Origin of the sequence: Streptomyces sp. NBC_00012 (assembly GCF_045040875.1) — a bacterium.
Lineage (GTDB): Bacteria > Actinomycetota > Actinomycetes > Streptomycetales > Streptomycetaceae > Streptomyces.
The window spans coordinates 8,263,136-8,286,148 of record NZ_CP108309.1 but is presented as its reverse complement, the minus strand read 5'-3'; the positions used below and the strand labels follow the sequence as shown (position 1 = coordinate 8,286,148).

Below are 23,013 nucleotides of genomic sequence, written 5' to 3'. Positions count from 1 at the left end.
GGTCACCGGCCCAGCGCCGCCATCGCGGCGTTGTGGCCGGGCACCCCGCTGACCCCGCCGCCGCGCACCGCACCCGCCCCGCACAGCAGCACATTGGCGTGCGCCGTCTCCACACCCCACCGGTCGGTGGACTCCGTGGCGTAGGGGAAGGCGAGGTCGCGGTGGAAGATGTGGCCGCCGGGCAGGCGAAGATCCCGCTCCAGGTCGAGCGGTGTCTTCGCCTCGATGCACGGCTCGCCGTTCCCGTCGCGGGCCAGGCAGTCGGTGACCGGCTCGTCCAGGTGCGCGTCGAGTTCGGCGAGCGTCGCCGCGAGCAGTTCGGCCCGGGTCGCCTCGTTGTCGGCGGCGAAGAGCCGGGCGGGGGCGTGCAGGCCGAAGAGGGTGAGGGTCTGGTAGCCGCGGGCGGCCAGGTCCGGGCCCAGGATCGACGGATCGGTCAGCGAGTGACAGTAGATCTCGGACGGCGGGGCGGCGGGCAGCCGCCCCGCCGCGGCGTCCCGGTAGGCGTCGGCGAGCTGTCCGTATCCCTCGGCGATGTGGAACGTCCCGGCGAAGGCCTCGCGCGGATCGACGGAGCGGTCGCGGAGCCGGGGCAGCCGGGTGAGCAGCATGTTCACCTTCAGCTGCGCGCCCTCGGCCGGGGCGGGCAGTTCGTCCCCGAGGAGCGCGGCGAGCGCCTGCGGCGAGGCGTTGACCAGGACCTTGCGGGCCGCGACGACCTGCTCCCCCTCGGGTGAGCGGACGGCGATCTCGGCCCGTGTTCCGTCGGTGTCGATACGGGTGGCCTCGTGCCGGACCCGGATCTCTGCCCCGGCCTCGCGGGCGGCCCGCGCCAGGGCGTCGGTGAGCGCGCCCATCCCGCCGACGGGAACGTCCCAGTCACCGGTCGCGCCGCCGATGACGTGGTAGAGGAAGCAGCGGTTCTGGAGCAGCGAGGGATCGTGCGCGTCGGCGAAGGTGCCGATCAGGGCGTCGGTGAGGACGACTCCGCGCACCAGGTCGTCGGTGAAGTTCTTCTCGACGGCGACGCCGATTGGCTCCTCGAAGAGCGTCCGCCAGGCCTGCGGGTCATCGATCCGCTCGCGCAGGGCGTCACGGCCGGGCAGCGGCTCGGTGAGGGTCGGGAAGACGCGTTCGGCGACGCGCCGCGTCATGCCGTAGAACCGCTGCCACGCCTCGTACTCCCGGTCGGAGCCGGTGAGCGCGGCGAAGGAGTCCCGGGTGCGTTCCCCGCCGACGAGCAGCCCGGTGGCGCGGCCGCCGCGCACGGTCGGGGTGTACGAGGAGACGGTCCGCTTCCGTACCGCGAAGTCCAGGCCGAGATCACTGACGATCTTCCTCGGGAGCAGGGACACCAGGTACGAGTAGCGCGACAGACGGGCATCGACCCCTTCGAAGGGGCGGGTCGAGACGGCCGCTCCCCCGGTGCTGGCCAGCCGCTCCAGGACCAGGACGGACTGCCCGGCACGGGCGAGGTAGGCGGCGGCGACCAGACCGTTGTGGCCGCCGCCCACGATCACTGCGTCATAGCTCTCGGATGCGGGCATGACCCTTCGTAGCACGGCGCGATCGCCCGTGGCCAGAGGCCGTGCTGCCCGCTCAGTGCGGCGGCTGCTGACCGCTGCGCAACGCCGCGACCTGCCGGTAGAGCTCGACGGCCTCCGTTCCTCGGCCGAGCTGCTCCAGACAGTGCGCCTCGTCGTTGCGGGCGGCGAGGGCATCGGGGTGGCCGGCGCCCAGGAGCCGGTCGCGGGCCGCGGCGACGGTGCGGTAGACGGTGAGGGCGTCGGCCCAGCGGCCGAGCCAGCCGAGGCCGACGGCGACCTCGCGGCGGCTGACGAGGGTGTCGGCGTGGTCCGGGCCCAGGACGCGTTCGCGGATCGCGCACACGTCGCGCGCCTCGTCGAGCGCCTCCTCCCAGCGGGCGAGGCGCCCCAGGTTGACACCGAGGCCATGGCGGGCGCGGAGCGTCTCGGGGTCGGCGGCGCCGCCCACCCTGGTCCGGTCCGCCACGAGGGCGCGGTACAGCTCCAGGGCCTCCTCGCTGCGGCCCAGGCGGCCGAGGCTGATGCCGACCTCGTAGCGGGCGGAGAGCGTCTCGGGGTGGTCGGGGCCGAGCGCTCTCGACCGGGCCTGGGCGACTTCGCGGTACGCCTGCAGGGCCTCCGTCCAGCGCCCCAGCCGGCCCAGGGTGTACGCCACTTCGTAGAGCGTTACCAGGGTGTCGGGGTGGTCGGCGCCCAGCAGCCGGCTGCGGGCCGCGGCCACGTCCCTGGCCATCCGGTACGAGTCCTCCAGCCGGCCGAGCCTGCTGAGGTTGAAGGCGAGGTTGTGACGGCAGCGCAGGGTGTCGGGGTGGTCGGGGCCCATCGACCGTTCCCGGGAGGCGAGAACCGCCGCGTACACCTGATGGGCCTCGAAGTGCCGGCCCAGCCTGCCCAGCACGTACGCCGACTCCTGGCGGGCCGCCAGGGTATCCGGGTGGTCGGGGCCCAGGGTGCGTTCGCGGCCCCGGGCGACGCGGTCGAACTCCCGCAGGGCGTCCGCGGCGCGGCCGGTGCGGCTGAGGGTGAAGCCGATCTCGTACCTGCTGGCGAGCGTGTCGGGGTGGTCGGGGCCCAGCGCGTGCTCGCGTTCGGCGGCGACCGCGCGGTGCACCTCGCCGGCCTCCTCCCAGTGGCCGAGGCGGCCGAGGTTGAGGCCCGCGCTGTGCCGGCTGGCGAGGACCGACAGCAGTTCCGGCGACGGGGTAGGGCGCTCGGCCCTGACCGGTGGCAGTTCGCCGGTGAGGCCGCGCAGGTCGGTGCCGGTGGTCCACTCGCCGGTGAGCCCTGCCCAGTGGTCGGGCGGGGCGAGCGCGGGGTGGGTGCCGGTCGCCTTGTGCCCGGTGGTCATGGAATGGGCCCAGGCGGGCAGCTGCTGCCCCGGAAGTACGACGGGAACGGGCGGTGCCAGCGGCACCCGCCCGGTGGGCGGCAGGTGCGGCTGCTCTCCGGTGCGGCCGACGGCGATCCGTTGCCGGAGGTCGCCCGCGTCGACGGGACGCTCCTCGGGGGTCTTGGCCAACAGTTCCAGCACGACCCGGTCGAAGAAGCCCGGGAGTTCCGCGCGGTGGGTGCGCAGCGGCCGGGGCTGGGTGTCGCGGTGCCCGACGAGGACGGCCCAGGCGTCGTCGAGGTCGAACGGCGGTACCCCGGTGGCGATCTCGTACAGCACGCAGCCCAGGGAGTAGAGGTCGCTGCGGTGGTCGATCTGGCCGCCGCTGATCTGCTCGGGCGACATGTAGTGCGGGGTGCCCATGGCGATGCCGGTGCCGGTCAGGCGGGAGGTGAAGCCGATGTCGTGGCCGAGCCGGGCGATGCCGAAGTCGCAGATCTTCACCGTGCCGTCGGCCAGCCGCATGATGTTGGCGGGCTTGAGGTCGCGGTGCACGATGCCCTGCTGGTGGGTGTAGCCGAGGGCGTCGGCGACCTGTTCGGCGATGTCCACGACGTCGGGCACCGGCAGCGGGTGCTGTTTGTTGTCCTCCAGGAGCTGGCTGAGATTGCGCCCGTCGAGGAGCTCCATGACCAGGTAGAGGACGCCTTCGTGCTCGCCGAAGTCGTGGACGACGGTGACGCCGCGGTGCTGGAGCGCGGCGGCGACCCGGGCCTCGCGGCGGAAGCGTTCCCGCAGGACGCGGGTGAAGGACTGGTCGTGCTGGGGCCCCATCGGCTTGAGGCATTTGACGGCGACATGGCGGCCGAGCGACTCGTCGCGGGCACGCCACACCTCACCCATGCCCCCGCGCCCGATCAGATCGAGCAGTCGGTACCGGCTCTGGATCAGCCTGGTGTCCGCCATCGCCTGCTGTCGCCCCCGTTTGCTCCGCCTGCTGTCTACCGCTGCGCCCTCCCCGGCCCGTCCAGTATGGCGGCCCGGCTTCGCAGTTTGTACGGGGTGGGGCGGCTGCCGGGACCGAGCCGGGCCATCGCGTTCAGAATGTGACCGGGCGGGAGCTGCCAGCGGAGCCGGGCGGGGATGCGGCGCAGCAACGTTCCGGCGGTGCGCAGGCGCCGGTCGACGGTGCGCACCGGTGCGACGGGTCTGCCGTAGATCTCGTGGGCGTACGGGGGCAGTGACTGGTAGGCGAGCGCCGCCACGTGCCGCCAGAGCAGGGCCCGCACCGGTACGAGCAGCGGGTGGACGGGGGGCCGGCGCAGGAAGTCGTCGACGTCCAGCGCCTCCGGGGACGCGGCGAGCCGGGGACGCACGCTCTCGAAGTAGGCGGCGAGCTGTGCGGTGGTGGCCGGGACGTCCACGGGGTCGAGGCCGACGAGACGGGCGCTGTGGCGGTGCTCGTCGACGTAACGGTCGGCCTGGGCGGCGGTGAGCGGGAAGCCGGACCGGCGTTCGACCTGGAGGTAGGAGTCCACCTCCGCGCAGTGCACCCACAACAGCAGTCCGGGTTCGTCGATGCCGTAGCTCTCCCCGGTCTCCGGGTCGGTGGCCTTGATGAGCCGGTGGATCCTGCGGACCCGGGCACCGGCCTTCTCGGCGGCCTCGGTGGTGCCGTAGGTGATCGTGCCGACGAAGCCGGCCGTGCGCATCAGCCGCCCCCAGGCGTCCTTTCGGAAGTCGGAGTTCTGCATGACGCCGCGCACGGCGCGCGGGTGCAGCGCCTGGAGGTAGAGCGCCCGGACTCCGGCGATCCACATCATCGGGTCGCCGTGCATCTGCCAAGTGACGGATTCGGGCCCGAAAAGCCCCGGGTCGGCGTCCACCATGTCGCTCGTACCTCCCGCTCGGCAGCGTACGTACGTATGCCGTACGCACCCACAGGATGCGCGTGACCGGGCCGAAGCTCCAGACCCCCGTCCCGCCCCGCCGCGCAGGACGTCATCACACGCCGGTACGACCGCCGGCACACCCGTCCCGCCGACGGCGTACGGGTGTCGAAGCGCTCGGGCGAGGCCGACGCACACCTCGACGCCGACGGGCCCCTTGCGGGTCCCCGGCGTCAGTCGTGGGGGACGACCGCGACGGGGCAGCGTGCGTGATGGATGGCGGCCTGGACCACGGGCCCCAGGGACGGTGCCGGGCCGCGACGGCGCCGGCCCCGGCCCCGGCCGACGACCAGCAGATCGGCCCCCTCGGCGGCCTGTACGACGGCCTTGGCGGGGCTCACGAGTGCCGTGCCGTCGGTGACCTCGACCTGCGGGAACCTGTCACGCCAGGGAAGGAGCGCCCGGTCGAGGAGCTTCTTCGCGTCCTGGACGACTTCCTCCGCCACGTCATGGTCCACGCCCCAGGGCACGTACGCGTCCACCGGCAGACTCCGGCCGTGGACGGCCCGAAGGGGCCTGCCGCGCGCGGCAGCGGCCTCGAAGGCGAACCGGAGCAGGTCGTCGCAGGGCCCGTGCAACTTGAGTGCCACCACCACGCCACCCGTCCCGGTCCGGGCGGACTGCCGGCCGTCGTCTCCCGTTCCGGCCCGTACCAGGACCACCGGCCGCTCGGCGTGGGCCACGACGGGCAGGCTGATGTCGCCGAGGAAGTAGCTCTCGACGCGCACCAGCCCACGCGAACCGAGCACGGTCATCTCGGACTCCGATGCCGCTTGCAGCAGCGCGTGCTCGGCATCGTCGGCGACGAGGCTGCCGACGATGGAGAGGCCCGGGTGGTGCGCCTGGAGTTCCACCCGGGTGTTCTGCACGATCCGCCTCGCCCAGTAGTCCTGATCCATCTCGGCCCGGACACCGTCCGGTTCCTCCACCAGCAGGGGCCATGCGTGCAGCAGGCACAGCGTGAGCTTGCGCCGCTCCGCTTCGTCGGCGGCCCAATGGGCGGCGGCCAGGCTCTCGGGGGACCCGTCGAGGCCGACGGTGACGTGCTCCATGACGAATGCCTCCGTCTCTCGGGGTGCCGGAACGGCGGCAGAGGATCGACGAGGTCGAGCAGCTGCGCGGACGCGCCGGGCACCAGTCCTCTTCATCCGACAAGTACCCCAGATCCTCCGGCGGCGCATATGGAAGGTGCCCTCCGGCTGGCCCGGGATGCACGGGAGGCCGATAGTGGAGAGGCGGAGCATCGGGCAGAACCCGCTGGAGGGTGCTCACGGACTCTCCGAACCGGTCCGACGGCCGGGCGCAAGGAACGACCCCGGCCGGCAGAGCCGCCTAGGCGGTGGGATCGCGGAGTCCGCGGCCTCGGACCGGACGGACCACGGCGGGGGCCGGTCGGCGCATGTCCGCGCGGCGGCCTTTCGGCGAGGCCGAAACCACAGGCCGCAGGCCGCAGAGGAAGCTCGCAGAGGAGGCCACCCCATGAGCGCTTCTCCCACTCGTATCACCACAGCCCTGCCCGCTTCGTACCGTGCCCGCCTGATGCAGATCGGGCAGGAGGTCAATTTCGACGAGGGGACCCGTCTCTTCGACGAGGGGGACCACGCGGACCGCTTCTGGATCCTGCGTTCGGGCGCCGTCACGCTGGACTTCCGTGTCCCGGGAGGCTCCCGGGCCGCGATCGAGAACCTCGGATCCGGCGAACTCGTGGGCTGGTCCTGGCTGTTCGAGCCCTACGTCTGGCACCTCGGGGCCGAGGCCATGACGCCCGTCCGTACCCATGAGTTCGACGCGGCGACGGTACGGATGGCGATGGACGCCGATCCCGCCTTCGGCTCGGCCATCGGCCACTGGGTCGGTCAGGTCCTCGCCCACCGGCTGCAGGCCGCCCGGATCCGTCTCCTTGATCTCTACGCCCCGCACGGCAGCGGCGGCCTCATGTGACCGGTACCGCCGTCCGGGCCCGGGCCCCCACTCGGGTGAAAGCTGCGCTCACGCCCTCCGGTTGAACCCTCGTGGCACCACAACCACCGAGAATCGGCACTCCGCCGATCTTGCGGCCACGATCACGGAGTGCACGGTGGATGGGACCATCTCTCTGATTCTCCTTCTTCTCTTCCTCTGGGGTCTGTACTCGCAGCGACTGGCACGCGTCGAACTCACCGCCCCCGTGGCGTTCGTACTGCTGGGCCTGCTGCTGGCCGAAGGGCTCGGCGTACTGGACCTGGCCCCCTCGCCCGGTACGGTGCGAGCGCTCGCCGAGACCACGCTGACCTGGGTGCTCTTCACCGACGCCGCGCGGTTATCCTTCCGCGCCCTTCGCCCAGACCTCGGTCTGTACCTGCGGCTGCTGGTGCTCGCCCTGCCGATGTGCATCGGTCTCGGCGCGCTTCTGGCCATGGCCCTGCTCCCCGGGGTGTCGGGCTGGGCCGCCCTGTACGTCGGGGCCGCACTCGCCCCCACGGACGCCGCGCTCGGCGCCACGATGATGGTCGATCCGGTGGTGCCCGAGAGGATCCGCCGGCTCATCAACGTCGAGAGCGGCCTGAACGACGGAATCGCCACCCCTTTCGTCGTCATCGCCCTCGCCGGGGTCGCCGCGTCCGGAGGTACGTCGAGCGCCCATGCCTCCGAGGGCGCCCTGGTGGAACTCGCCATCGGTCTGGTCCACGGCATGGTGCTGGGGCTGATGGCCGGGTGGCTGCTGCGTTCCGCACTGCGCAGAGGCTGGAGCACCGAGGCCGTCGCCGGGCCGGGCGTCCTGGCGCTGGCCCTGTTGAGCTACACCTCGGCCATCGCGATCGGTGGCAACGGTTTCGTCGCCGCCTTCATCGCCGGTCTGGCCTTCGGCTCGACACAGGCCGCCCCACAGCGCGTGCTGCTGTTCGTCGACCAGTCCGCTTCGCTGCTATCCGTACTGGTCTGGCTGCTCTTCGGTGCCGTACTGGTGCCGGCCGCCGTCACCCACCTCACCTGGCAGGCTGTGCTCTACGCGGTGCTGAGCCTGACAGCGCTGCGCATGGTGCCGGTGGCCCTGTCCTTGACCGGAAGCGGTCTGGACGGGAGAACCGTCCTGTTCGTGGGCTGGTTCGGCCCACGCGGACTGGCATCCGTCATCTTCGGCCTGCTGGCGATCGAGGACCTGGCCCCGTCGGCCTCACGGACGATCGTCCCGGTGGTCGCCTGCACCGTGCTGCTCAGTGTCCTGGCGCACGGCATCACGTCCACTCCCCTCGCCCGGCGCTACGGCAGAGCCTCGAAGGCCACCGGGGCGCCGGCCAAGGGCCCGGCCGGGAACGGTCTGCCCGTCCGGGGCATGACGACGGGCGTCACTCCCGGTCACACGCCGTGAGGGTTCGGCGCGGAAACCGCGATGCCGGGCACACCGGTACGCCTTGAGGCTCCTTGCCCCTCGTGCTCTGCTCCGCTCGCACACTCGACGGGCCAACTCGCACACTCGACGGGCCAACAATTGGTCTGTACCAAATCTGGCGAAGCTCTTGCCGGAAGCCGCACACCTGGGCAGGATTCAACTCGCGATCAAGCAGGCAATCACTTGCTTTCTCATCTCTTGTCGCGCTTTGGCATCCGCGGCGTCCGTGGCACCCCATGGATCCGCCCGTCGAAGCCGGATCGCTCCGCCCCACGCTCCACTCGCGCATGTGCCTCTTCCCACCACGCGTCGTCATCGGACGAAGGAGTTCCCATGTTCACGAAGTCCCCTTCCAGGAAGCGCGGTGTCGCCGGTGCCGTGGCCTTCGCGGCGGCCACGGCGGGCATGATGCTGGCCATGGCGCCCGCCGCCCAGGCAGCGCCCGGCGACTGCACCATCTCGTCCGGGAGCAGCAGCCTCTCCAGCCTCTGCACCACCGGAACCGGTCAGCACCGGATTCACGCGGTGCTCAACCCGCTCGACCCCAGACTGCCGCAGCGCATCATCCTCGGTAACTGGGCCCCGGTCGGCCAGACTTCGGTCGCCTCCAACCCGTGGGGGGCGGGGTACGTCGCGAGCGCCTGGGCGGACCGCGTCGACTAGGGCGCGTATCGGGTTGTGATCAAGAGGTTGCCTGGGTGAGGTCTTTGATCCAGATCATCGAGGCGCGAAGGTGGAGGCCGGCGAGGTAGCTCTCCGGGGTCCTGTCGTACCGGGTGGCGATGCCTCGCCAGGCCTTCAGCCTGTTGATCAGACGCTCGACGGTGTTCCGCTCCTTGTAGAGGTCGGCGTCGTGGCTGACGGGCCGACCGCCCCTGGAGCCCTTGTTCGCCCGGTTGACCGCCCGGTCCCTCTTCTCCGGGATGACTGTCTTGATGCCACGTTTCCGCAGGTGGGCGCGGCTACCGCGGGACGAGTAGGTTGTCCCCGGCGACCGCGTCCGGCCGGGTGCGAGGACGGCCGACGGGTCCCCGGACCCGTATCTTCTTCAGCACCGGGATGGACTGCGGGCTGTCCGCGGCCTGTCCAGCGGTCAGGACGAACGCCAGCGGGCGGCACTTGCGGTCGGCGGCGAGGTGCGCCTTGCTGGTCAGGCCCCCCTCGATCGTCCGAGCAACGCGACTTTCAGCCGGAGCTTGCGACGGCGCCGGATATGTCGCCGTTCCTCTCGTTCCGGACCGTCTGCGGTGTTCTGCCCGGATTGTTCCTCTGGACCGCCCCCCTTTGCCGGGCCTTCTCCTCCTCTACGGCGGCCTTCTCCAGGGCGGCGAGCGTGTCGGAGCCGAGGCGCATCCCAGCAGCGTCGTGGTGGGCCCTGGCAGTGGTGGAGTCCACGCTGACCAGGGACAAGTCCACCTCGCCGCGCTTCGCGGCTTCAGCGATCAGACCCTCCAGGAGGGCCTCGAAGACGCCAGCGTCTCTCCATTGCCGGAAGCGGTTGTGGACGGTCGACCAGGCACCGAACTCCTTCGGCATCTCCCTCCACTGCCCCGCCGTCCTGAAACGCCAGATCACACCCTCGAACTGCTGCCGCAGTCGCCCGGGGTACGGGCCGAACCCGCCGATCGGAAGGTACGGCTCGATGAACTCCCACTCCACGTCTGTCAGTTGCACTCGCGTCACGCATGACGAGTTACCTGATCAGACTCCGCCACGAAGCCGAATCCGGCAGATTGATCACAACCCGATACGCGCTAGGAGTTCCCGAGTTGTTCCGCCGCACGCAGCGCCAGCGAGGCCGCGAGCGTCACCCCGGGGTGCGCAGCCAGCGCGACGATCCCCGGAACACTCGCCAGCGATGCGCAGAGCACGCCGTCGCCTGCCGGGATCGGGCGGACGCCTATTGTCACGTCCCCCAGCACCGGTTCCTGCGGCAATCCGAACGCCTCTCTCACGGCACTCAGGGACGCACGCACCCGCGCCCGCGTCGCCGTCTCCGTCTCGCCCGGGACCACGTCCTCGGCGCCGACGAAGCCGTGCCGGGCGGACGGCCGGATCTCGAACGTCGGCGTGGACACCACACGGTCCAGGCGTAGTTCCGGCGCGGTGAAGGTGAAGCGCGCGGCCGGGACACCGGGCACTTCGATGTGCTCGCCGAGCTGCTCCGCGAGGGCGGGCAGGCCCGTCCCGCAGGCGAGTACGATCCGATCGACGACGAGTGCCGCTCCGGTGCCCTGCAGCTCGTAGCCGCCCGCCCGCCGCGCCCGGATGCGATCCACCCGCATGGCGACTACGGTGGCGCCGCCGGCCCGCGCGCGGGCGAGGAACGCGCGGCGCAGGTCGTCCGGCTCGACCATGCCCTCGTCGCTCGCGTGCGCGACGACCGGCGGCGCCACCCGCAGGCCGGGAAGGATCTGCCGCAGAGCCTCCGCCTCGACGGTCGCGACGCCGGAACCCGATTGCTCGGCGAATCGAGCCGTCGCGGCTGCGGTCGATGCCCAGCTCACGGCGCCGTTCCAGGTGATGACGCCGTGCAACGGCGGCGTCGCCGTGACGTTGCGCAGCACGCCGAGCGACCGGGCGAGCTCGTCCCGATCGCGCGCGCCCGACGGCGGCTCCGCCGCCGACCCGTGCGAGTTGAGCCAGCCGAACGCCACATCCGTCACCGGAGGCCGCGACTCCTCCGCCGTGCAGACCACGACGGACAGGCCGCGGCGCACGAGCTCGTCCGCCACCGCGGCTCCCAGTGCGCCCGAGCCCACCACGGCGACGCGCATCATGCTCTCCCGAACCATTTGCCCACCTCTGCTTCCTCGGCGACCATGCGCACCGCACGGCGACGGAGCTCAAGCGGGTACCGGGAAGGCCGTGCCACGACTCGATCCTTTCATGAAATCGAGTCTCCATTCGAGCCGCGGCGGTCCGGCCTTGCACCCTTCACTGCCGGCACCTTCTTGTGCTGCACCCTGCAGCGACTGGCTCGGGCCCCCAAAGACGCGGCACCGGCCTGAGCCTCTACCAAGTCGTCCGCGAGCTACAGATCCTCCTCGCGGTGTGGACCGGTGCCTGCCCCACCTGCCACCGCAACATGCCCACCCCGATACCAACCTGACCAAGCACTACTAGTGCCGCATCAGGCAGCGTTTACCCCGTCGACGACGGCTCGTAGGTTCTGGTCGTTGGCATGGCGGTTTCGCCAGACGGGGCCGGTCCTTTCGCGATACCCGCATCCGCCGAGCGCCGAATGCGAGGTGGGGCGGAACATGCAGAAGCTGCTCGAGGTGGAGTTCCAGGACGCGGAGCGGGCCATGAAGGAACGGCTCGGGCGGACGACGATCGCCCACCTTGTCCGGCAAGTGCTGGCCAGTGAGCGCGAGGTCGCGCAACGCGTCACCAACTGACCGATGGCGGAGGCGGTGCCCTCCGCCATCCTTTTACCCTAGACGAGTAAGACCCACCGGCAAATGGATCATTTGAGGCGTCGGGTGGTGGGGCGGCCGTCCCAGCGGTAGCGGCTCGTCGAGCGTCGAATGAGCATGCGGAGCGTGACGAGTGCGGCGGCGAGGTAGAGGTAGAAGTCCACGACATCGCCGCTCCTCTCGGTGCAGCGCCGCAGCTTGCCGTAGTCGTTCATCCACGAGTGTGTGCGCTCCACCACCCAGCGCTTGCCGGCCTGGATCGGGGCGGGCACGCCTTTGCGGGCGATCTCGGCCGAGAATCCCAACTCGCCGATCAACACACGTGACTTGGTGCTGTCGTACCCGCGGTCGAGGTTGACGTTGACAGCCTCCGGAATCGCACCAGCCTGCTCTTTGGCCGCTGCCAGGGTGGGGCCGAGCAGCGGCGAGTCGTGCCGGTTCGCCCCGGCGGATACGATCCCGAGTGGAACCCCGCACGCGTCGGAGGCGACCGAGCGCTTCAGTCCTTGCTTGCCCCGGTCGACAGGCGAGCGCCCCGCTTTCTCCGCCGCACGGCGCCTTGGTGATGCAGCCGTCGACCGAGATTTCATCGAGGTCAAGGCCGATCATGCGGTCGTACGCCTCCAGGGCGATCCGGTGCAGCGCTTGTGAGATCCCCATCTGAGCCCTCAGCTTGACGCGGCGTCGGATCGTGCGGTCGGAGCATCCGGGCGAGGAGATGCGCTCGTATCCGGAGCCGTGGACCAGCGCTTGGACGACGTGGTCGAACACGACGCGGTCCGGTATACGCCGCCGATGGCAGCCGAGCGGATGGTCGGGGTCAAACTCGGCCCGATCGGGCAGCAGGGCCCTGAACTGGTCCCAGGCGGGTTCAAGCAGGCATGATGGCAGCGCGGGCACAGTCGTCCTTCGCGGTCACAGAGCGTAGAGAACTCCATGATCACGCGGGCCTGTGCCCGTTCTGCTGCCACCCCTCATCGCGACCGTGCTCCACCACCTACTGCCGGTCGGTCTAAGTCCGATGTGTTCAGTGATCGAATGCGATCAGCGACCGCATGGTCGGGGCGCCGGTCTTGTGGTTGCGCCAGATCGCGGCTGCCATCGCGAGGATGCGCTGGGCGACGCGGACGGCGACGCCCTCAAAGGTCCGTCCGCCGTGCTGTTCGAGGTCCAACTGCCCCTTCAACGTGTCATTGACCGACTCGATCAGCTGGCGCACGGACTTGAGGAGGGACTCGCCCTTGCGCTTCTTCTCCCGCTTGAAGGCGGGCCGCAGCAGGTCGATGCCCCGCATCGCGAGGTCTCTCTCGAACTCCTTGGAAGCGAAGCCCTTGTCGGAGATCAGCAGTAGGCCGGGCCGGTCGGCGACCAGGTCCTCGTCGACGTCAAGCAATGCCTGGAGCACCTCGCGTTCGTCCATCTTCGGGTTCGCGAGCGCCCACAGGATTGGCATCCCCGTCGGGGTGCAGACCAGGTACAGGCGCAGGCCCCAGAAGAGTCGGGAGTGGGAGGCGCAGTAGCCGTAGCCGGCCCAACCAGCCATGCTCGAGCGTTTGACCGTCGACCGCGAACGCCCGCACTCCACCGGCGTCGAGTCCACGATCCAGTGGTTGTCGAACCAGAAGTCGCTGTCCGCGGCGAGCAGTCGTATCTCCTTCTTGACCAGCGGCAACGCGGCCTTGAGGCGCTTGTTGTATCCGGACTGCTGCGGCAAGTACGGAAACATCGCCGCGAGGTGCTTGCGCGCATACCGCAGCCACCGAGCTTCGGAGTGGAAGCCGAGCAGGGACTGGGCCACAGCGAGCGTGACCAACTCGGCATCGCTCAACTGCGGCGGACAGCCCATCCATCGCTCCACCTCCAGCTCGTCGTCGATCTTCACGTACAGTGCCGTCAGCAGGGCGTCCAAGTCTTCGTTGTTCACAGAACGATCTTGGATGCCCTCTTCGCGTTTCCAGGCACGCCGTCAAGCATCGAACTGACTCGTTTAGGGCACAAGGGGCGAACTATCTAAATGAACGCCTCCTGAGGTGGACCGGAGACCTTCCGGGCCTCCCGCCGCGGACATGGTGGCTGAGGTGTGCACTATTCTTTGATTGTCTGGTCAGTTAATGAATAGGAGGTGCGGGATGCCACGAACGGCCGACCCAGTGCGGCACGCGCGGCGGCGGGAGGCGATTGTCGCCGAGGCGGGCCGCCTCTTCGGGGTGCAGGGATTCGAAGGGACGACGGTCGCGCAGATCGCGTCGGCCGCCGGGCTCAGCTCAGGCAGCGTCTTCTACTACTTCGCCGACAAACAGGCCCTCTTCCGCGCGGTCTTCGAGCAGGACCTTCCGCGCGCGGAGGCGCTCATCGCCCGTCACGAGGGGACCGACGACCCCCTCGCCGCCATCCTCGCCGTCGTGACCGCGCTGGCCGCGGAGGCCGAGGACCCGGGCGCTTCGGGCATGGTCGTCGAGCTGCTGCGGCGCGTCGGGCACGACGCCGAGCTCCTCGACGTCGTCGGCCGCACGTCCCGGGTGGTTTGCGACGGGCTGGCGGGGCTCCTCGCGCGCGGAATCGAGGCAGGTGCCGTCGACCCGGAGCTCGACCCTGCCGAGGCCGCCGCCTGGCTGGAGAACCTGGTGGACGCCACGTACCTGGGCGCCCGCCCCGACCACTCCCCGCTCCCCGCGCTGCGCCGCACCGTCGCGCGCTACCTGGCGCCCGCAGGGACGGACCGAGAGCCCGAGAGGACGGAGCGAGAGAGTGAGAACACCGATGGCCAAGCGTGAGCCCCCCATCACTGTGCGGCTGCCCGAGGCGTGGCTGCGGGCCATCATCCTGGGCGGGGCCGCGCTCGGCCTCGGCGCCGCGTTCGCCGTGGGCCCGCTCGCCGACTGGATGATCAGCCTCTTCGACAGCGCGCCGGGCCCGCTCCGGCTGGCGGCCGCGCTGCCACTCGTGTGGGCCGTGCCGGTGCTGACGCTCTGCGGCGGCGTGGCCGGGGCGTGGGTGGCGGGCACCTGGCGCAAGGAGAATCCCGTGATCGAGGTAGGCGCCGACAGCGTCGTCGTCTACGACGCCACCGGCGGCTGCCACGTCGAACGGGCCCGGATCGCCGAGGTGTTCACCGACGGCCGCGAGCTGGTGCTGCGCGATGCCGGCGGCCGGGAGCACATCCGCACCCGAGTGGACAGCGGCCTCGCGGGGCGTCTGCAGTCCGCGTTCGAGCAGCAGAGGTATCCCTGGCATGGCGCCATCGACCCGCACGAGGCGGATTACACCGCCTGGGTCGACAACGGGCCGGGCCTCGACGAGCGTGCCCACACGTTGCTGCGGATGCGGCAGCGGGCGCTCGCCGACGACCGGAACGGTGCCGCCGACGAAGCGCGCGACGAGCTGCGCACGCTCGGCATCAGCGTGCGAGACCGGGGCAAGGTCCAGCAATACCGCAAGGTGTGAGGCGCCCGCCGACGGTCAACCAGCGGACAGTACGGGGGGTGTTGGCGTTGGCGTGGCGGGCTTCCACCGCCCGCCACGCCTCCTCCTCGATCAGGTCCATGCCGACCATGGCTCCGGCACGGCGGACGGACCTTTGAGGGCGTCGCCGTCCGCGTCGCCCAGCGCAACCTCGCGATGGCAGCCGCGATCTGGCGCAACCACAAGACCGGCGCCCCGACCATGCGGTCGCTGATCACATTCGATCACTGAACACATCGGACTTACTCGTCTAGCTGTAACCACCATGGTGGCAGAAAGTCGCCCAGCCACGACCATGAAATCCACATCACAGCTGCTCACCGCCGTACGCGCGGCATCCCCAGCCCGATCCACGAGATGATCTCCCGCTGGATCTCGTTGTTGCCGCCACCGAAGGTGAAGATGACGGCGGAGCGGTATCCACGTTCGAGTTCGCCGTGCAGCACGGCGCCCGCGGAGCCCTCCTTGAGCGGTCCCGCCGAGCCGGCGATCTCCATCAGCCAGGCGTAGGCGTCGCGGCGGGCCTCGGAACCGTAGACCTTGACGGCTGAGGCGTCCTGCGGGGTGAGGGTGGCGTTCTGCACCGCGGAGACCATCTGCCAGTTGAGGAGCTTCATGGCGTCGAGCCTGGTGTGGGTGCGGGCCAGCAGGGCGCGGACCCAGCCGAGGTCGATCACGCGGCGGCCGTCGGTGAGCCGGGTGTCCGCGGCCCAGCGCTGGACGTTGTGGAGGGCGCGGATGGCCATGGTGCCGTGGGCGGCGAGGGTGACGCGTTCGTGGTTGAGCTGGTTGGTGATGAGCCGCCAGCCCTGGTTCTCCTCGCCGACCCGGCGGGAGACGGGGACCCGGATGTTCTCGTAGTAGCTGGCGGTGGTGTCGTGCGAGGCGAGGGTGTTGATCAGGGTGCAGGAGTAGCCGGGGTCCGTGGTCGGGACGAGCAGCATGGTGATGCCCTTGTGCGGTGCCGCGTCCGGGTCGGTGCGGACGGCGAGCCAGACCCAGTCCGCGGTGTCGCCGTTGGTCGTCCAGATCTTCTGCCCGTCGACGACATACTCTTCGCCCTCGCGCACGGCCCTGGTCTTCAGGGCGGCGAGGTCGGTGCCCGCGTCGGGCTCGCTGTATCCGATCGCGAAGTCGATCTCGCCGGAGAGGATCTTCGGCAGGAAGTACGCCTTCTGCTCGTCGGTGCCGTACCGCATGATCGTCGGGCCGACGGTGTTGAGGGCCATCAGCGGCAGCGGCACGCCCGCCTGGGCGGCCTCGTCGAAGAAGATGAACTGTTCCATCGGGGACAGCCCGCGTCCGCCGTACTCCGCCGGCCAGCCGACGCCGAGCCAGCCGTCGGTGCCGAGGCGACGGATCGTCTCCCGGTAGAAGGCCTTCTGGGCCGCCGGGGCGGCGTAGCGCGCGTAGGCGTCGTCGGGGACCAGTGCGGCGAAATAGGCGCGCAGTTCGGCGCGCAACTGCTGCTGTTCAGGCGTGTATTCGAGGTGCACGGCCCCTCCGGGAGTCTCGCGGTCGCGTCGTCCGTATGCGGCGGCGCACACAGTAGAACGTGTTGCAAGAATCCGGAAGGGCCGGGACGGTTCCCGCCGGGTCAGCGCCTGACGGCTCGCAGCACGACGAACTTCGGGTCGCCCGCGACCGTGACGCAGTTGCCGAAGATGCGGCGGAGCCGGGCGTGGTAGCCGAGGTGCCTGTTGCCGACGACCCACAGTTCGCCACCGGGCCTCAGTGCGTCACGGGCTCCGTGGAACATGGCGCGGGCCGTCGCGTCGGTGGTGGCCTGGTGGGAGTGGAACGGCGGGTTGTTGAGCACCAGGTCCACGCTGGCGGGCGGCAGTTCCGCCAGACCGTCGCCGACGACGAACTCGGCTTTGGAGTCCGGTCCGGTGTTGGCCCTGAAGGTCTCCTCGGCGGAGGCGACCGCCTGGTACGACTCGTCGACGAAGGTGACGGTCGCCTGGGGATTGGCGAGCGCAGCGGACAGCCCGACGACGCCGTTGCCGCAGCCGAGGTCGACGACCCGGTCGGGGCCGCTTCGCGAGGGGAGGTGACCGAGGAAGAACCGGGTGCCGATGTCGAGGCGCTCGGCGCAGAAGATCCCGGCGTGGTTGGTGACGGTCCGGCCGGAGACCGGCCCGATCCCCTGGGGCAGCTCGTACCGGTACGGCCAGGGGCTGGGTGTGCGGGCCGTTCCCGGGCCCGGGGTGCAGAAGATCAGCCGGGCCTTCTTGACCGCGAGGGATGTGCGGGTGGGGCCGATGATCCGCTCGAAGAGCTTGAGGGTGGAGGTGTGGATCTCCTTGACCATCCCGGTGCCGATGACGATCGTGCCGGGGTGGACGGCCGGCGCGAGGCGGTGCAGCTGGTCCTCCAGGAGCGCGAGGCTCTTCGGGACGCGTACCAGCAGGACGTCGATACGGTCCGGCGGGGTGTCCCTGGCCGACAGCAGGCGCACCGCGTCCTCGTCCAGGCCGTTACGGTCCAGGTTCGCCAGGGTCGCGCGCTGCGCCAGGCAGGAGTCGGTGATCTGTACGGGCCGGTGCCCGGCCAGTACGGTGCTCAGCGCGCCCCAGCGGTCGCCCACCACGACCACGGCGCCCGACAGATCGACCGGATCCGAGCCATCGGCCCCTTCCAGCCGCCGCAGCAGGTACTCGTCGGCTGCATCCCATGCGCGGAACGGGTCGCGCGGGTCCTCCGGGTAGCGGGCCAGCTCGAACCCGGCCCCTGACGTCGTCAAACGGTTCATTGTGCACCCAGGCTAGCCGAGCCGCGGGGAGCGCCCACACACTCCCCGCACCACCCCTCGGCCCGGAGCGGTGCCGACGCTCAGGGCAGCGCCTTGTCGATCGCCGACCGGCCCTCCCGGGCGAGCCTGCGCTCCGCCCACTGGAGATTCTTCGGAGTCAGGTCCCGCCCGGAGGCGAGCACCAGGTCCTCTGCCGACGGATTGTCGCTGCCGCCGGTGTGCAAGAGGCTGTCGGGAGTCACTCCCCGAAATGCGGATACGGATTCGGGCTCGTCGCTCATGCCGCCTCCTCGGTCCTTTCGGTCATTCTCGCCCCGCGCCCGGCCCGCCGCATCCGAGGCCTCGCGGGCCTCTCCCGGCGTCACGATCAAGCCATCACTTGACCTGCACATGATAGGTACACGCTGTTCACACCATGGTCACGGTGCGTGTGGAAGGCTCCCGCGTACCACGTACCACACGACCGCCGCGGCGCCGCCCCCCACCTTGTGACGGTGTCGTGGCGCACGCATTTTCGGAGAGGACACCCCACATGTCCCGTCGTCACCTTCGTTACCGGCGCCCGCTGCTGGCGACCCTTGCCGCCTTCGCGGTGCTCGGCGGCACCGCCGCCGCCGCACCGGCCGCCACACCCGAGGCCACGCCCACCACCGCGTCACCGCTGCGGGTACTCGACGACACGTACTACCAGGACGCGCTCGGCAAGACCGGCACCCAGCTCAAGAGCGCCCTGCACGAGATCATCAGCGACCAGACCAAGATCTCCTACAGCCAGGTCTGGGAAGCCCTCAAGGACACCGACCAGGACCCCGCCAACAGCTCGAACGTGATCCTCCTCTACACCGGACGCTCCCAGTCCAAGAACTCCAACGGCGGCGCGGTCGGGGACTGGAACCGCGAGCACGTCTGGGCCAAGTCGCACGGCGACTTCGGCACCGCCACCGGCCCCGGCACCGACATCCACCACCTGCGCCCCGAGGATGTCACCGTCAACTCGATCCGCGGCAACAAGGACTTCGACAACGGCGGCAGCGCGGTCAGCGGCGCACCGGGCAACTACACCGACAGCGACTCCTTCGAGCCACGCGACGCGGTCAAGGGCGACGTGGCCCGCATGATCCTCTACATGGCGGTGCGCTACGAGGGCGACGACTCCTTCGCCGACCTGGAGCCCAACGAGAAGGTGTCCAACGGTTCCGCGCCGAACATCGGCCGACTGTCGGTGCTGAAGGCGTGGAGCCAGGAGGACCCGCCGGACAGCTTCGAGAAGCGGCGCAACGACGTCATATTCGACAAGTACCAGCACAACCGGAACCCGTTCATCGATCACCCCGAGTGGGTCGAATCCATCTGGTAGGCCCGACCGCTCCGGAGGTCCGGCGGAGGTCCGCCGGACCGGCCGGGGTTATCAGCCGGCCGGGCTTCCGGCGCACCAGGCCACCGCCTGCTCACGGGTGGCGAAGCACCTGAGGCCCGTCGGTGCGTCCGCCTGTCCGATGCCGGGCCGGGCGAGCTGTCGCGCCGGGTCGGCGACGGCGGTGCGCGTGCCGTCCGCCGCGATCCGGCCGAGCCCGCCGCGCAGCATCGCCCGGGCCACCCGGTCCACACCGGTGACCTGGCACAGGTCCAGCACAACCGGCCCCGTACCCCGGGGGCGCGACTCGTCCAGCGCGTACAGCACCCGCTCGGCCGCGGTGAAGTCGATGGCGCCCTGGGCGGCCACGACCGCGACGCGTTCGCACGGGGCGCTGTCCCGCGGGGCGGCCCCGGCGGCGGGCAGAGCACCAGCGGTGGCGACGAGCGTGACGGTGGAGGCGGCCAGTGCCGGATTGTGCATCAGATGCAGGCCGAGCCTTTCCGACAGGGCACCGAGCGCGGCGCGCCCGCGTACCGAGGTGCCGCTCGGGTCCAGCCGGGGGCTGTACGTCGCCAGCCCGAACCGTGCGGGGCCCGCGGCGATCAGCCCACCGGACACACCGCTCTTGGCAGGCAGCCCGACGCGCAGCAGCCACTCGCCGGAAGCGTCGTACATGCCGCAGGTGGCCATCACCGCCAGCACCTGCGCGGCGACCGGCTCCGGGACCACCGCCTCGCCGGTGAGCGGATTCACGCCGCCGTGCGCGAGGGTGGCGGCCATCGCGGCCAGGTCGAGCGCGGTGACCCGTACCGCGCACTGTCTGAAGTACGTCTCGACCGCCGCGACCGGGTCGACGGGCAGCGGTCCTGTGCTCCGGATGAGATAGGCCAGGGCGCGGTTGCGGTCGCCGGTGGCGGCCTCGGAGGCGTACACCTGCTCGTCCACGTCCAGCCGCCGGCCCGCGAACCGGCTCAGGCAGTCGAGGATGCGGTCGAACCTCGGGGCTTCGAGGGTGTCGGGGACCAGCGCGGTGGTGATGATGGCCCCGGCGTTGACCATGGCGTTGTCGGGCCGCCCGGTGTCCGGTTCCAGGCTGATGGCGTTGTACGCCTCCCCACTGGGCTCGGCGTTGACCCAGCGGCACACCTCGTCGAGACCGAGGACGGACAGGGCGAGCGCGTAGACGAACGGTTTCGACACGGACTGCATGGTGAACGGGGTGTCGACGTCACCCGCGCTGTAGCGGTGACCGTCCATGCTGATCAGCGCCAGCCCGAACGCGTCCGGGTCGGTCCGCGCCAGCTGCGGGATGTAGTCGGCCGGTCGGCCGTCCCGCAGCCCGGCGAACCGTGTGTGCAGTTCACCCAGGGCTTCGGTGACGGCGTCGGCGGCGCTCACCCGGTCCGGCCGTCAGCCGCGCTCGGCCTGGGCGATCCGGGGGAACGTCTTGACACCGGCCGCCTTCCGGCTGTTGGCGTTCTGGGTGACGGTCCGTCCGGGCTGCGCGTCCGGGAAGCCGAGCACCACGGAGTCGAGCACCTTCCCCGACGCGTCGACGAATTCCACCTTGACGGCGTAGAAGGCGGCCTTGTCCGTGGGGTTGGTGACGCGGACGACGGCGCTGCGGAACTGCTCCGCCTTGGCGACCGGCAGCCCGGTCACCGACACGTCCTCGACCGCGTCGCCCCGGCCCTGCACACCTTCGAGCTGCTTCGCGGCCTGCTGCCGGTTGCGCTCGGCGGCGGCGGAGACCGAGGCGGCGAACTCCTGCTGGGTACGCGAGGTCGGACTCGCGGACCGGGTCATGGCCGGTTCGGGCGAGACCGTTCGGGTGCTCCTGGCCGTGCCCGTCGAGTTGGTGTCGGAGCCGCCGCAGGCGGCGGTACCGGCGATGATCACCGCGGCCAGCACGGCCGGGGTCAGATTGCGGACCGCGCGGCCGCCGAGGGTGTTGCGCGAAGGACTGGTCGGGTTCACCGGATGCTCCGTCTGCCCGGAAGGGCGTAGGTGAAAGTCGGTGGGAGGAGAGACAGGAAGAGGCAGGGGCGGACGGGGCACGGGGAGGGGAGAACGAGGCGAGGAGAGCGCGGGTCGCCGCTCTCTGGCCGTTCGTCCGGACCGCCGTTCGGCACTGCCCGGGAACAACAAGGAAGAACTCGCTCATATTAGGAGCAAAAGGTATGAATTGACTCGTCGAATTCACCCGCTTCGTTCGGGAGCGGATTCCGGCCGAAACCCCTGGGAGAGAACGATGGATACGGACGCCCTGACCGCCGGCCTGTTGCAGAAACTGCGGGCGGTCAAGCCCTATCCGGCCCTGTCGCTGACCATGCCGACGCACCGCCGCGCTCCGGACAACACCCAGGACGCCGTTCGGCTGCACAACCTGGTGGCCGAGGCCGCCGGGCGGCTGGAGGCGGACCCCGCGGTCACCCGCGAGGCGCGGGCTGCGGTCGAGGAGCAGCTCGACCGGGCGGTCACCGAGGTGGACCCCCGACGGGCCCTGGACGCGCTGGTCCTCCTCGTCACCGCCGACGAGCACCAGATCTGGCAGCTTCCGCGCACCGTGCCCGAACGGGTGGTGCTCAGCGACACCTTTCTGACCCGCAACCTGGTCGCCGCGAAGGCGCAGGCCCGCCCCTTCTGGGCGCTCACCGTCTCGGCCGACCGGGCCGTCCTGTGGAGCGGCACGGCGGACGCCCTGCGCGAGGAGCGGACCGGCGGGTTCCCGCTGACGGCTCCGCAGGAGCCGCCCAACCCGCAGCGCGAGGAGCAGATCGGCGACACCCCGAGCACCTTCAGCGACGAGGAGACCCGCAACTTCCTGCGCACCGTCGACGAGAAGCTGCGCGCGGTCCTGGCCGCGGACCCTCGCCCGCTCTACCTGATGGGCCTCGCCCCCGCGCTCGCCCTGCTGGACGAGGTCGGGGAGAGTGCCAAGTCCGCGGTCGGCCGGGTCACCAAGGGCGCGCCCGCCGACATGACGCCGAGCGAGCTGCTCAAGGAGCTGCGGCCGGCGCTCCACGAGCGGCAGCAGCGGTTCGCGGCGGAGATCGACGGAAAACTGGACGAGGCCCGGGGCCGACGTGCCTTCGCCGGCGGTCTCGACGAGGTGTGGGCCGCCGTACGGGAGGGCCGTGCCGGGCTGGTCGCGGTGGAGGAGCACTTCCAGCAGACGGTCCGGGTGACGGAAGAGCACCTGGAGCCGGTGAGCGGCGGAGCCGCGGACCTCACGGACGGCTCGGTCCGCGAGGACATCGTGGACGAGCTCGTCGAGGCGGCCCTGGACAGCGGCGCCGACGTGGTCTTCCTCCCGGACGGCTCGCTCGCGGAGCACGGAGGGATCGCGGCGGCCCTGCGCTACTGAACGGACCGGCGCGACACCGTACCCCTCCCCGGGCCCGCATGCCTCAGGCGTGCGGGCCCGGGGGTGCGCTGGGAGACTGGGGAGGGGCCGCCGGGCCCCGGGGCAGGCCCCGGAGAAAGAGGGTGACCGCACCATGCCACGCGGATCCGACACCAAGCGGGTACGGCAGTACGAGCACATCAAGGAGAGCGCGCAGGAGCGCGGGGTCAGTGAGGAACGGGCCGAGGAGATCGCCGCCCGTACGGTCAACAAGGCGCGCGCCCGCGCCGGTGAGTCGAGGACGGCGAGCCGTACCTCCATCGAGGACATGTCGTCCTCGCGGCGCGGTGGTCAGCGCTCCCACAGCGGGGCGGAAGGGCCGACCCGCGACCAGCTCTACGAGGAGGCGCGGAAGAAGAACGTCCACGGGCGGTCGAACATGACGAAGGCCCAGCTGGCACGGGCGGTCGGCCGCTGA

20 protein-coding genes and 2 pseudogenes are annotated in these 23,013 nt (G+C 70.8%); 9 read left to right on the top strand and 13 right to left on the bottom strand.

The features are described 5' to 3' along the window. Positions 1–2: 2 nt before the first annotated feature. The 4 genes from OHA19_RS37330 to OHA19_RS37315 form a co-directional block, all read right to left on the bottom strand. Positions 3–1,547, bottom strand: a complete 1,545-nt coding sequence (locus tag OHA19_RS37330; RefSeq protein WP_405753092.1) for a phytoene desaturase family protein — start codon at positions 1,545–1,547, stop codon at positions 3–5. 52 nt (positions 1,548–1,599) lie between these two features. Then, the gene (locus OHA19_RS37325; RefSeq protein ID WP_405753089.1) at positions 1,600–3,843 is read right to left on the bottom strand and encodes a tetratricopeptide repeat protein; all 2,244 of its coding nucleotides are present in this window, start codon (positions 3,841–3,843) and stop codon (positions 1,600–1,602) included. Between the two features lie 35 nt (positions 3,844–3,878). Continuing rightward, a complete protein-coding gene (locus OHA19_RS37320; protein WP_405708691.1) occupies positions 3,879–4,766 on the bottom strand; it encodes an oxygenase MpaB family protein in 888 nt (295 codons plus the stop codon). A 233-nt stretch (positions 4,767–4,999) separates the two neighbouring features. After that, positions 5,000–5,878 carry a universal stress protein gene (locus tag OHA19_RS37315; protein ID WP_405708694.1) on the bottom strand — a complete coding sequence of 293 codons (879 nt, stop codon included), beginning with the start codon at positions 5,876–5,878 and terminating at the stop codon, positions 5,000–5,002. Between the two features lie 427 nt (positions 5,879–6,305). Here OHA19_RS37315 and OHA19_RS37310 point away from each other — a divergent pair, with 427 nt between their 5' ends. The 3 genes from OHA19_RS37310 (at position 6,306) to OHA19_RS37300 (ending at position 8,859) form a co-directional block, all read left to right on the top strand. Further along, positions 6,306–6,767: a Crp/Fnr family transcriptional regulator gene (locus OHA19_RS37310; RefSeq protein WP_405708697.1), complete on the top strand. Its 462-nt coding sequence runs from the start codon at positions 6,306–6,308 to the stop codon at positions 6,765–6,767. A gap of 136 nt (positions 6,768–6,903) precedes the next feature. Then, entirely contained in the window at positions 6,904–8,175 is a 1,272-nt protein-coding gene (locus tag OHA19_RS37305; protein ID WP_405708700.1) for a cation:proton antiporter, read from the top strand. Positions 8,176–8,529: 354 nt separating this feature from the next. Then, entirely contained in the window at positions 8,530–8,859 is a 330-nt protein-coding gene (locus OHA19_RS37300; RefSeq protein ID WP_405708703.1) for a hypothetical protein, read from the top strand. A 19-nt stretch (positions 8,860–8,878) separates the two neighbouring features. On the opposite strand, the pseudogene OHA19_RS37295 reads toward OHA19_RS37300, so the two are convergent. Beyond that, positions 8,879–9,879 (bottom strand): annotated as a pseudogene (locus OHA19_RS37295) (IS5 family transposase). A gap of 71 nt (positions 9,880–9,950) precedes the next feature. Next, the gene (locus tag OHA19_RS37290) at positions 9,951–10,991 is read right to left on the bottom strand and encodes an NAD(P)/FAD-dependent oxidoreductase (RefSeq protein ID WP_405753086.1); all 1,041 of its coding nucleotides are present in this window, start codon (positions 10,989–10,991) and stop codon (positions 9,951–9,953) included. A 468-nt stretch (positions 10,992–11,459) separates the two neighbouring features. On the opposite strand from OHA19_RS37290, the gene OHA19_RS37285 reads away from it, so the two are divergent. After that, positions 11,460–11,597, top strand: a complete 138-nt coding sequence (locus OHA19_RS37285) for a hypothetical protein (protein WP_405708709.1) — start codon at positions 11,460–11,462, stop codon at positions 11,595–11,597. 68 nt (positions 11,598–11,665) lie between these two features. On the opposite strand, the pseudogene OHA19_RS37280 reads toward OHA19_RS37285, so the two are convergent. Next, positions 11,666–12,515, bottom strand: a pseudogene (locus tag OHA19_RS37280) (IS5 family transposase). Between the two features lie 127 nt (positions 12,516–12,642). Next, entirely contained in the window at positions 12,643–13,539 is an 897-nt protein-coding gene (locus OHA19_RS37275; RefSeq protein WP_405708711.1) for an IS982 family transposase, read from the bottom strand. A gap of 205 nt (positions 13,540–13,744) precedes the next feature. Between OHA19_RS37275 and OHA19_RS37270 the strand changes: the two genes are divergently transcribed. Continuing rightward, complete coding sequence (locus tag OHA19_RS37270) at positions 13,745–14,389, top strand: TetR/AcrR family transcriptional regulator (RefSeq protein ID WP_266501864.1); 645 nt, start codon at positions 13,745–13,747, stop codon at positions 14,387–14,389. After that, a complete protein-coding gene (locus tag OHA19_RS37265) occupies positions 14,364–15,059 on the top strand; it encodes a hypothetical protein (protein WP_405753083.1) in 696 nt (231 codons plus the stop codon). The genes OHA19_RS37270 and OHA19_RS37265 overlap by 26 nt, the downstream gene beginning before the upstream one ends. Before the next feature lie 335 nt (positions 15,060–15,394). Here OHA19_RS37265 and OHA19_RS37260 read toward each other — a convergent pair whose 3' ends face one another. From OHA19_RS37260 to OHA19_RS37250, 3 genes are all read right to left on the bottom strand, one after another. Further along, on the bottom strand, positions 15,395–16,573 hold the full coding sequence (locus OHA19_RS37260) for an acyl-CoA dehydrogenase family protein (RefSeq protein WP_405708720.1): 1,179 nt from the start codon (positions 16,571–16,573) through the stop codon (positions 15,395–15,397). Between the two features lie 101 nt (positions 16,574–16,674). Beyond that, positions 16,675–17,832 carry a methyltransferase gene (locus OHA19_RS37255; protein ID WP_405708723.1) on the bottom strand — a complete coding sequence of 386 codons (1,158 nt, stop codon included), beginning with the start codon at positions 17,830–17,832 and terminating at the stop codon, positions 16,675–16,677. 80 nt (positions 17,833–17,912) lie between these two features. Then, positions 17,913–18,113: a hypothetical protein gene (locus OHA19_RS37250; RefSeq protein ID WP_405708726.1), complete on the bottom strand. Its 201-nt coding sequence runs from the start codon at positions 18,111–18,113 to the stop codon at positions 17,913–17,915. Between the two features lie 251 nt (positions 18,114–18,364). Here OHA19_RS37250 and OHA19_RS37245 point away from each other — a divergent pair, with 251 nt between their 5' ends. Continuing rightward, positions 18,365–19,189 (top strand): endonuclease I family protein, encoded by an 825-nt coding sequence (locus OHA19_RS37245; RefSeq protein ID WP_405708729.1) that lies wholly within the window; start codon positions 18,365–18,367, stop codon positions 19,187–19,189. Between the two features lie 51 nt (positions 19,190–19,240). Here OHA19_RS37245 and glsA read toward each other — a convergent pair whose 3' ends face one another. Both glsA and OHA19_RS37235 read right to left on the bottom strand, forming a co-directional pair. Continuing rightward, positions 19,241–20,587 carry a glutaminase A gene (glsA, locus tag OHA19_RS37240; protein WP_405708732.1) on the bottom strand — a complete coding sequence of 449 codons (1,347 nt, stop codon included), beginning with the start codon at positions 20,585–20,587 and terminating at the stop codon, positions 19,241–19,243. Between the two features lie 12 nt (positions 20,588–20,599). Next, positions 20,600–21,166 carry a hypothetical protein gene (locus OHA19_RS37235; protein WP_405753081.1) on the bottom strand — a complete coding sequence of 189 codons (567 nt, stop codon included), beginning with the start codon at positions 21,164–21,166 and terminating at the stop codon, positions 20,600–20,602. Positions 21,167–21,440: 274 nt separating this feature from the next. On the opposite strand from OHA19_RS37235, the gene OHA19_RS37230 reads away from it, so the two are divergent. Both OHA19_RS37230 and OHA19_RS37225 read left to right on the top strand, forming a co-directional pair. After that, a complete protein-coding gene (locus tag OHA19_RS37230; protein WP_405753078.1) occupies positions 21,441–22,556 on the top strand; it encodes a chemotaxis protein in 1,116 nt (371 codons plus the stop codon). Between the two features lie 133 nt (positions 22,557–22,689). Then, positions 22,690–23,013, top strand: coding sequence for a plasmid stabilization protein (locus OHA19_RS37225; RefSeq protein ID WP_405708740.1), 324 nt, complete (start codon positions 22,690–22,692; stop codon positions 23,011–23,013).

Bases quoted from the DNA above. Each gene is read 5' to 3' on its own strand.
- OHA19_RS37330 (WP_405753092.1), bottom strand. From the start codon at position 1,547: ATGCCCGCATCCGAGAGCTATGACGCAGTGATCGTGGGCGGCGGCCAC.
- OHA19_RS37230 (WP_405753078.1), top strand. From the start codon at position 21,441: ATGGATACGGACGCCCTGACCGCCGGCCTGTTGCAGAAACTGCGGGCG.
- OHA19_RS37310 (WP_405708697.1), top strand. From the start codon at position 6,306: ATGAGCGCTTCTCCCACTCGTATCACCACAGCCCTGCCCGCTTCGTAC.
- OHA19_RS37270 (WP_266501864.1), top strand. From the start codon at position 13,745: ATGCCACGAACGGCCGACCCAGTGCGGCACGCGCGGCGGCGGGAGGCG.
- OHA19_RS37250 (WP_405708726.1), bottom strand. From the start codon at position 18,113: ATGAGCGACGAGCCCGAATCCGTATCCGCATTTCGGGGAGTGACTCCC.
- OHA19_RS37225 (WP_405708740.1), top strand. From the start codon at position 22,690: ATGCCACGCGGATCCGACACCAAGCGGGTACGGCAGTACGAGCACATC.
- OHA19_RS37320 (WP_405708691.1), bottom strand. From the start codon at position 4,766: ATGGTGGACGCCGACCCGGGGCTTTTCGGGCCCGAATCCGTCACTTGG.
- OHA19_RS37300 (WP_405708703.1), top strand. From the start codon at position 8,530: ATGTTCACGAAGTCCCCTTCCAGGAAGCGCGGTGTCGCCGGTGCCGTG.
- OHA19_RS37325 (WP_405753089.1), bottom strand. From the start codon at position 3,843: ATGGCGGACACCAGGCTGATCCAGAGCCGGTACCGACTGCTCGATCTG.
- OHA19_RS37285 (WP_405708709.1), top strand. From the start codon at position 11,460: ATGCAGAAGCTGCTCGAGGTGGAGTTCCAGGACGCGGAGCGGGCCATG.
- OHA19_RS37245 (WP_405708729.1), top strand. From the start codon at position 18,365: ATGTCCCGTCGTCACCTTCGTTACCGGCGCCCGCTGCTGGCGACCCTT.
- OHA19_RS37255 (WP_405708723.1), bottom strand. From the start codon at position 17,832: ATGAACCGTTTGACGACGTCAGGGGCCGGGTTCGAGCTGGCCCGCTAC.
- OHA19_RS37315 (WP_405708694.1), bottom strand. From the start codon at position 5,878: ATGGAGCACGTCACCGTCGGCCTCGACGGGTCCCCCGAGAGCCTGGCC.
- OHA19_RS37290 (WP_405753086.1), bottom strand. From the start codon at position 10,991: ATGGTTCGGGAGAGCATGATGCGCGTCGCCGTGGTGGGCTCGGGCGCA.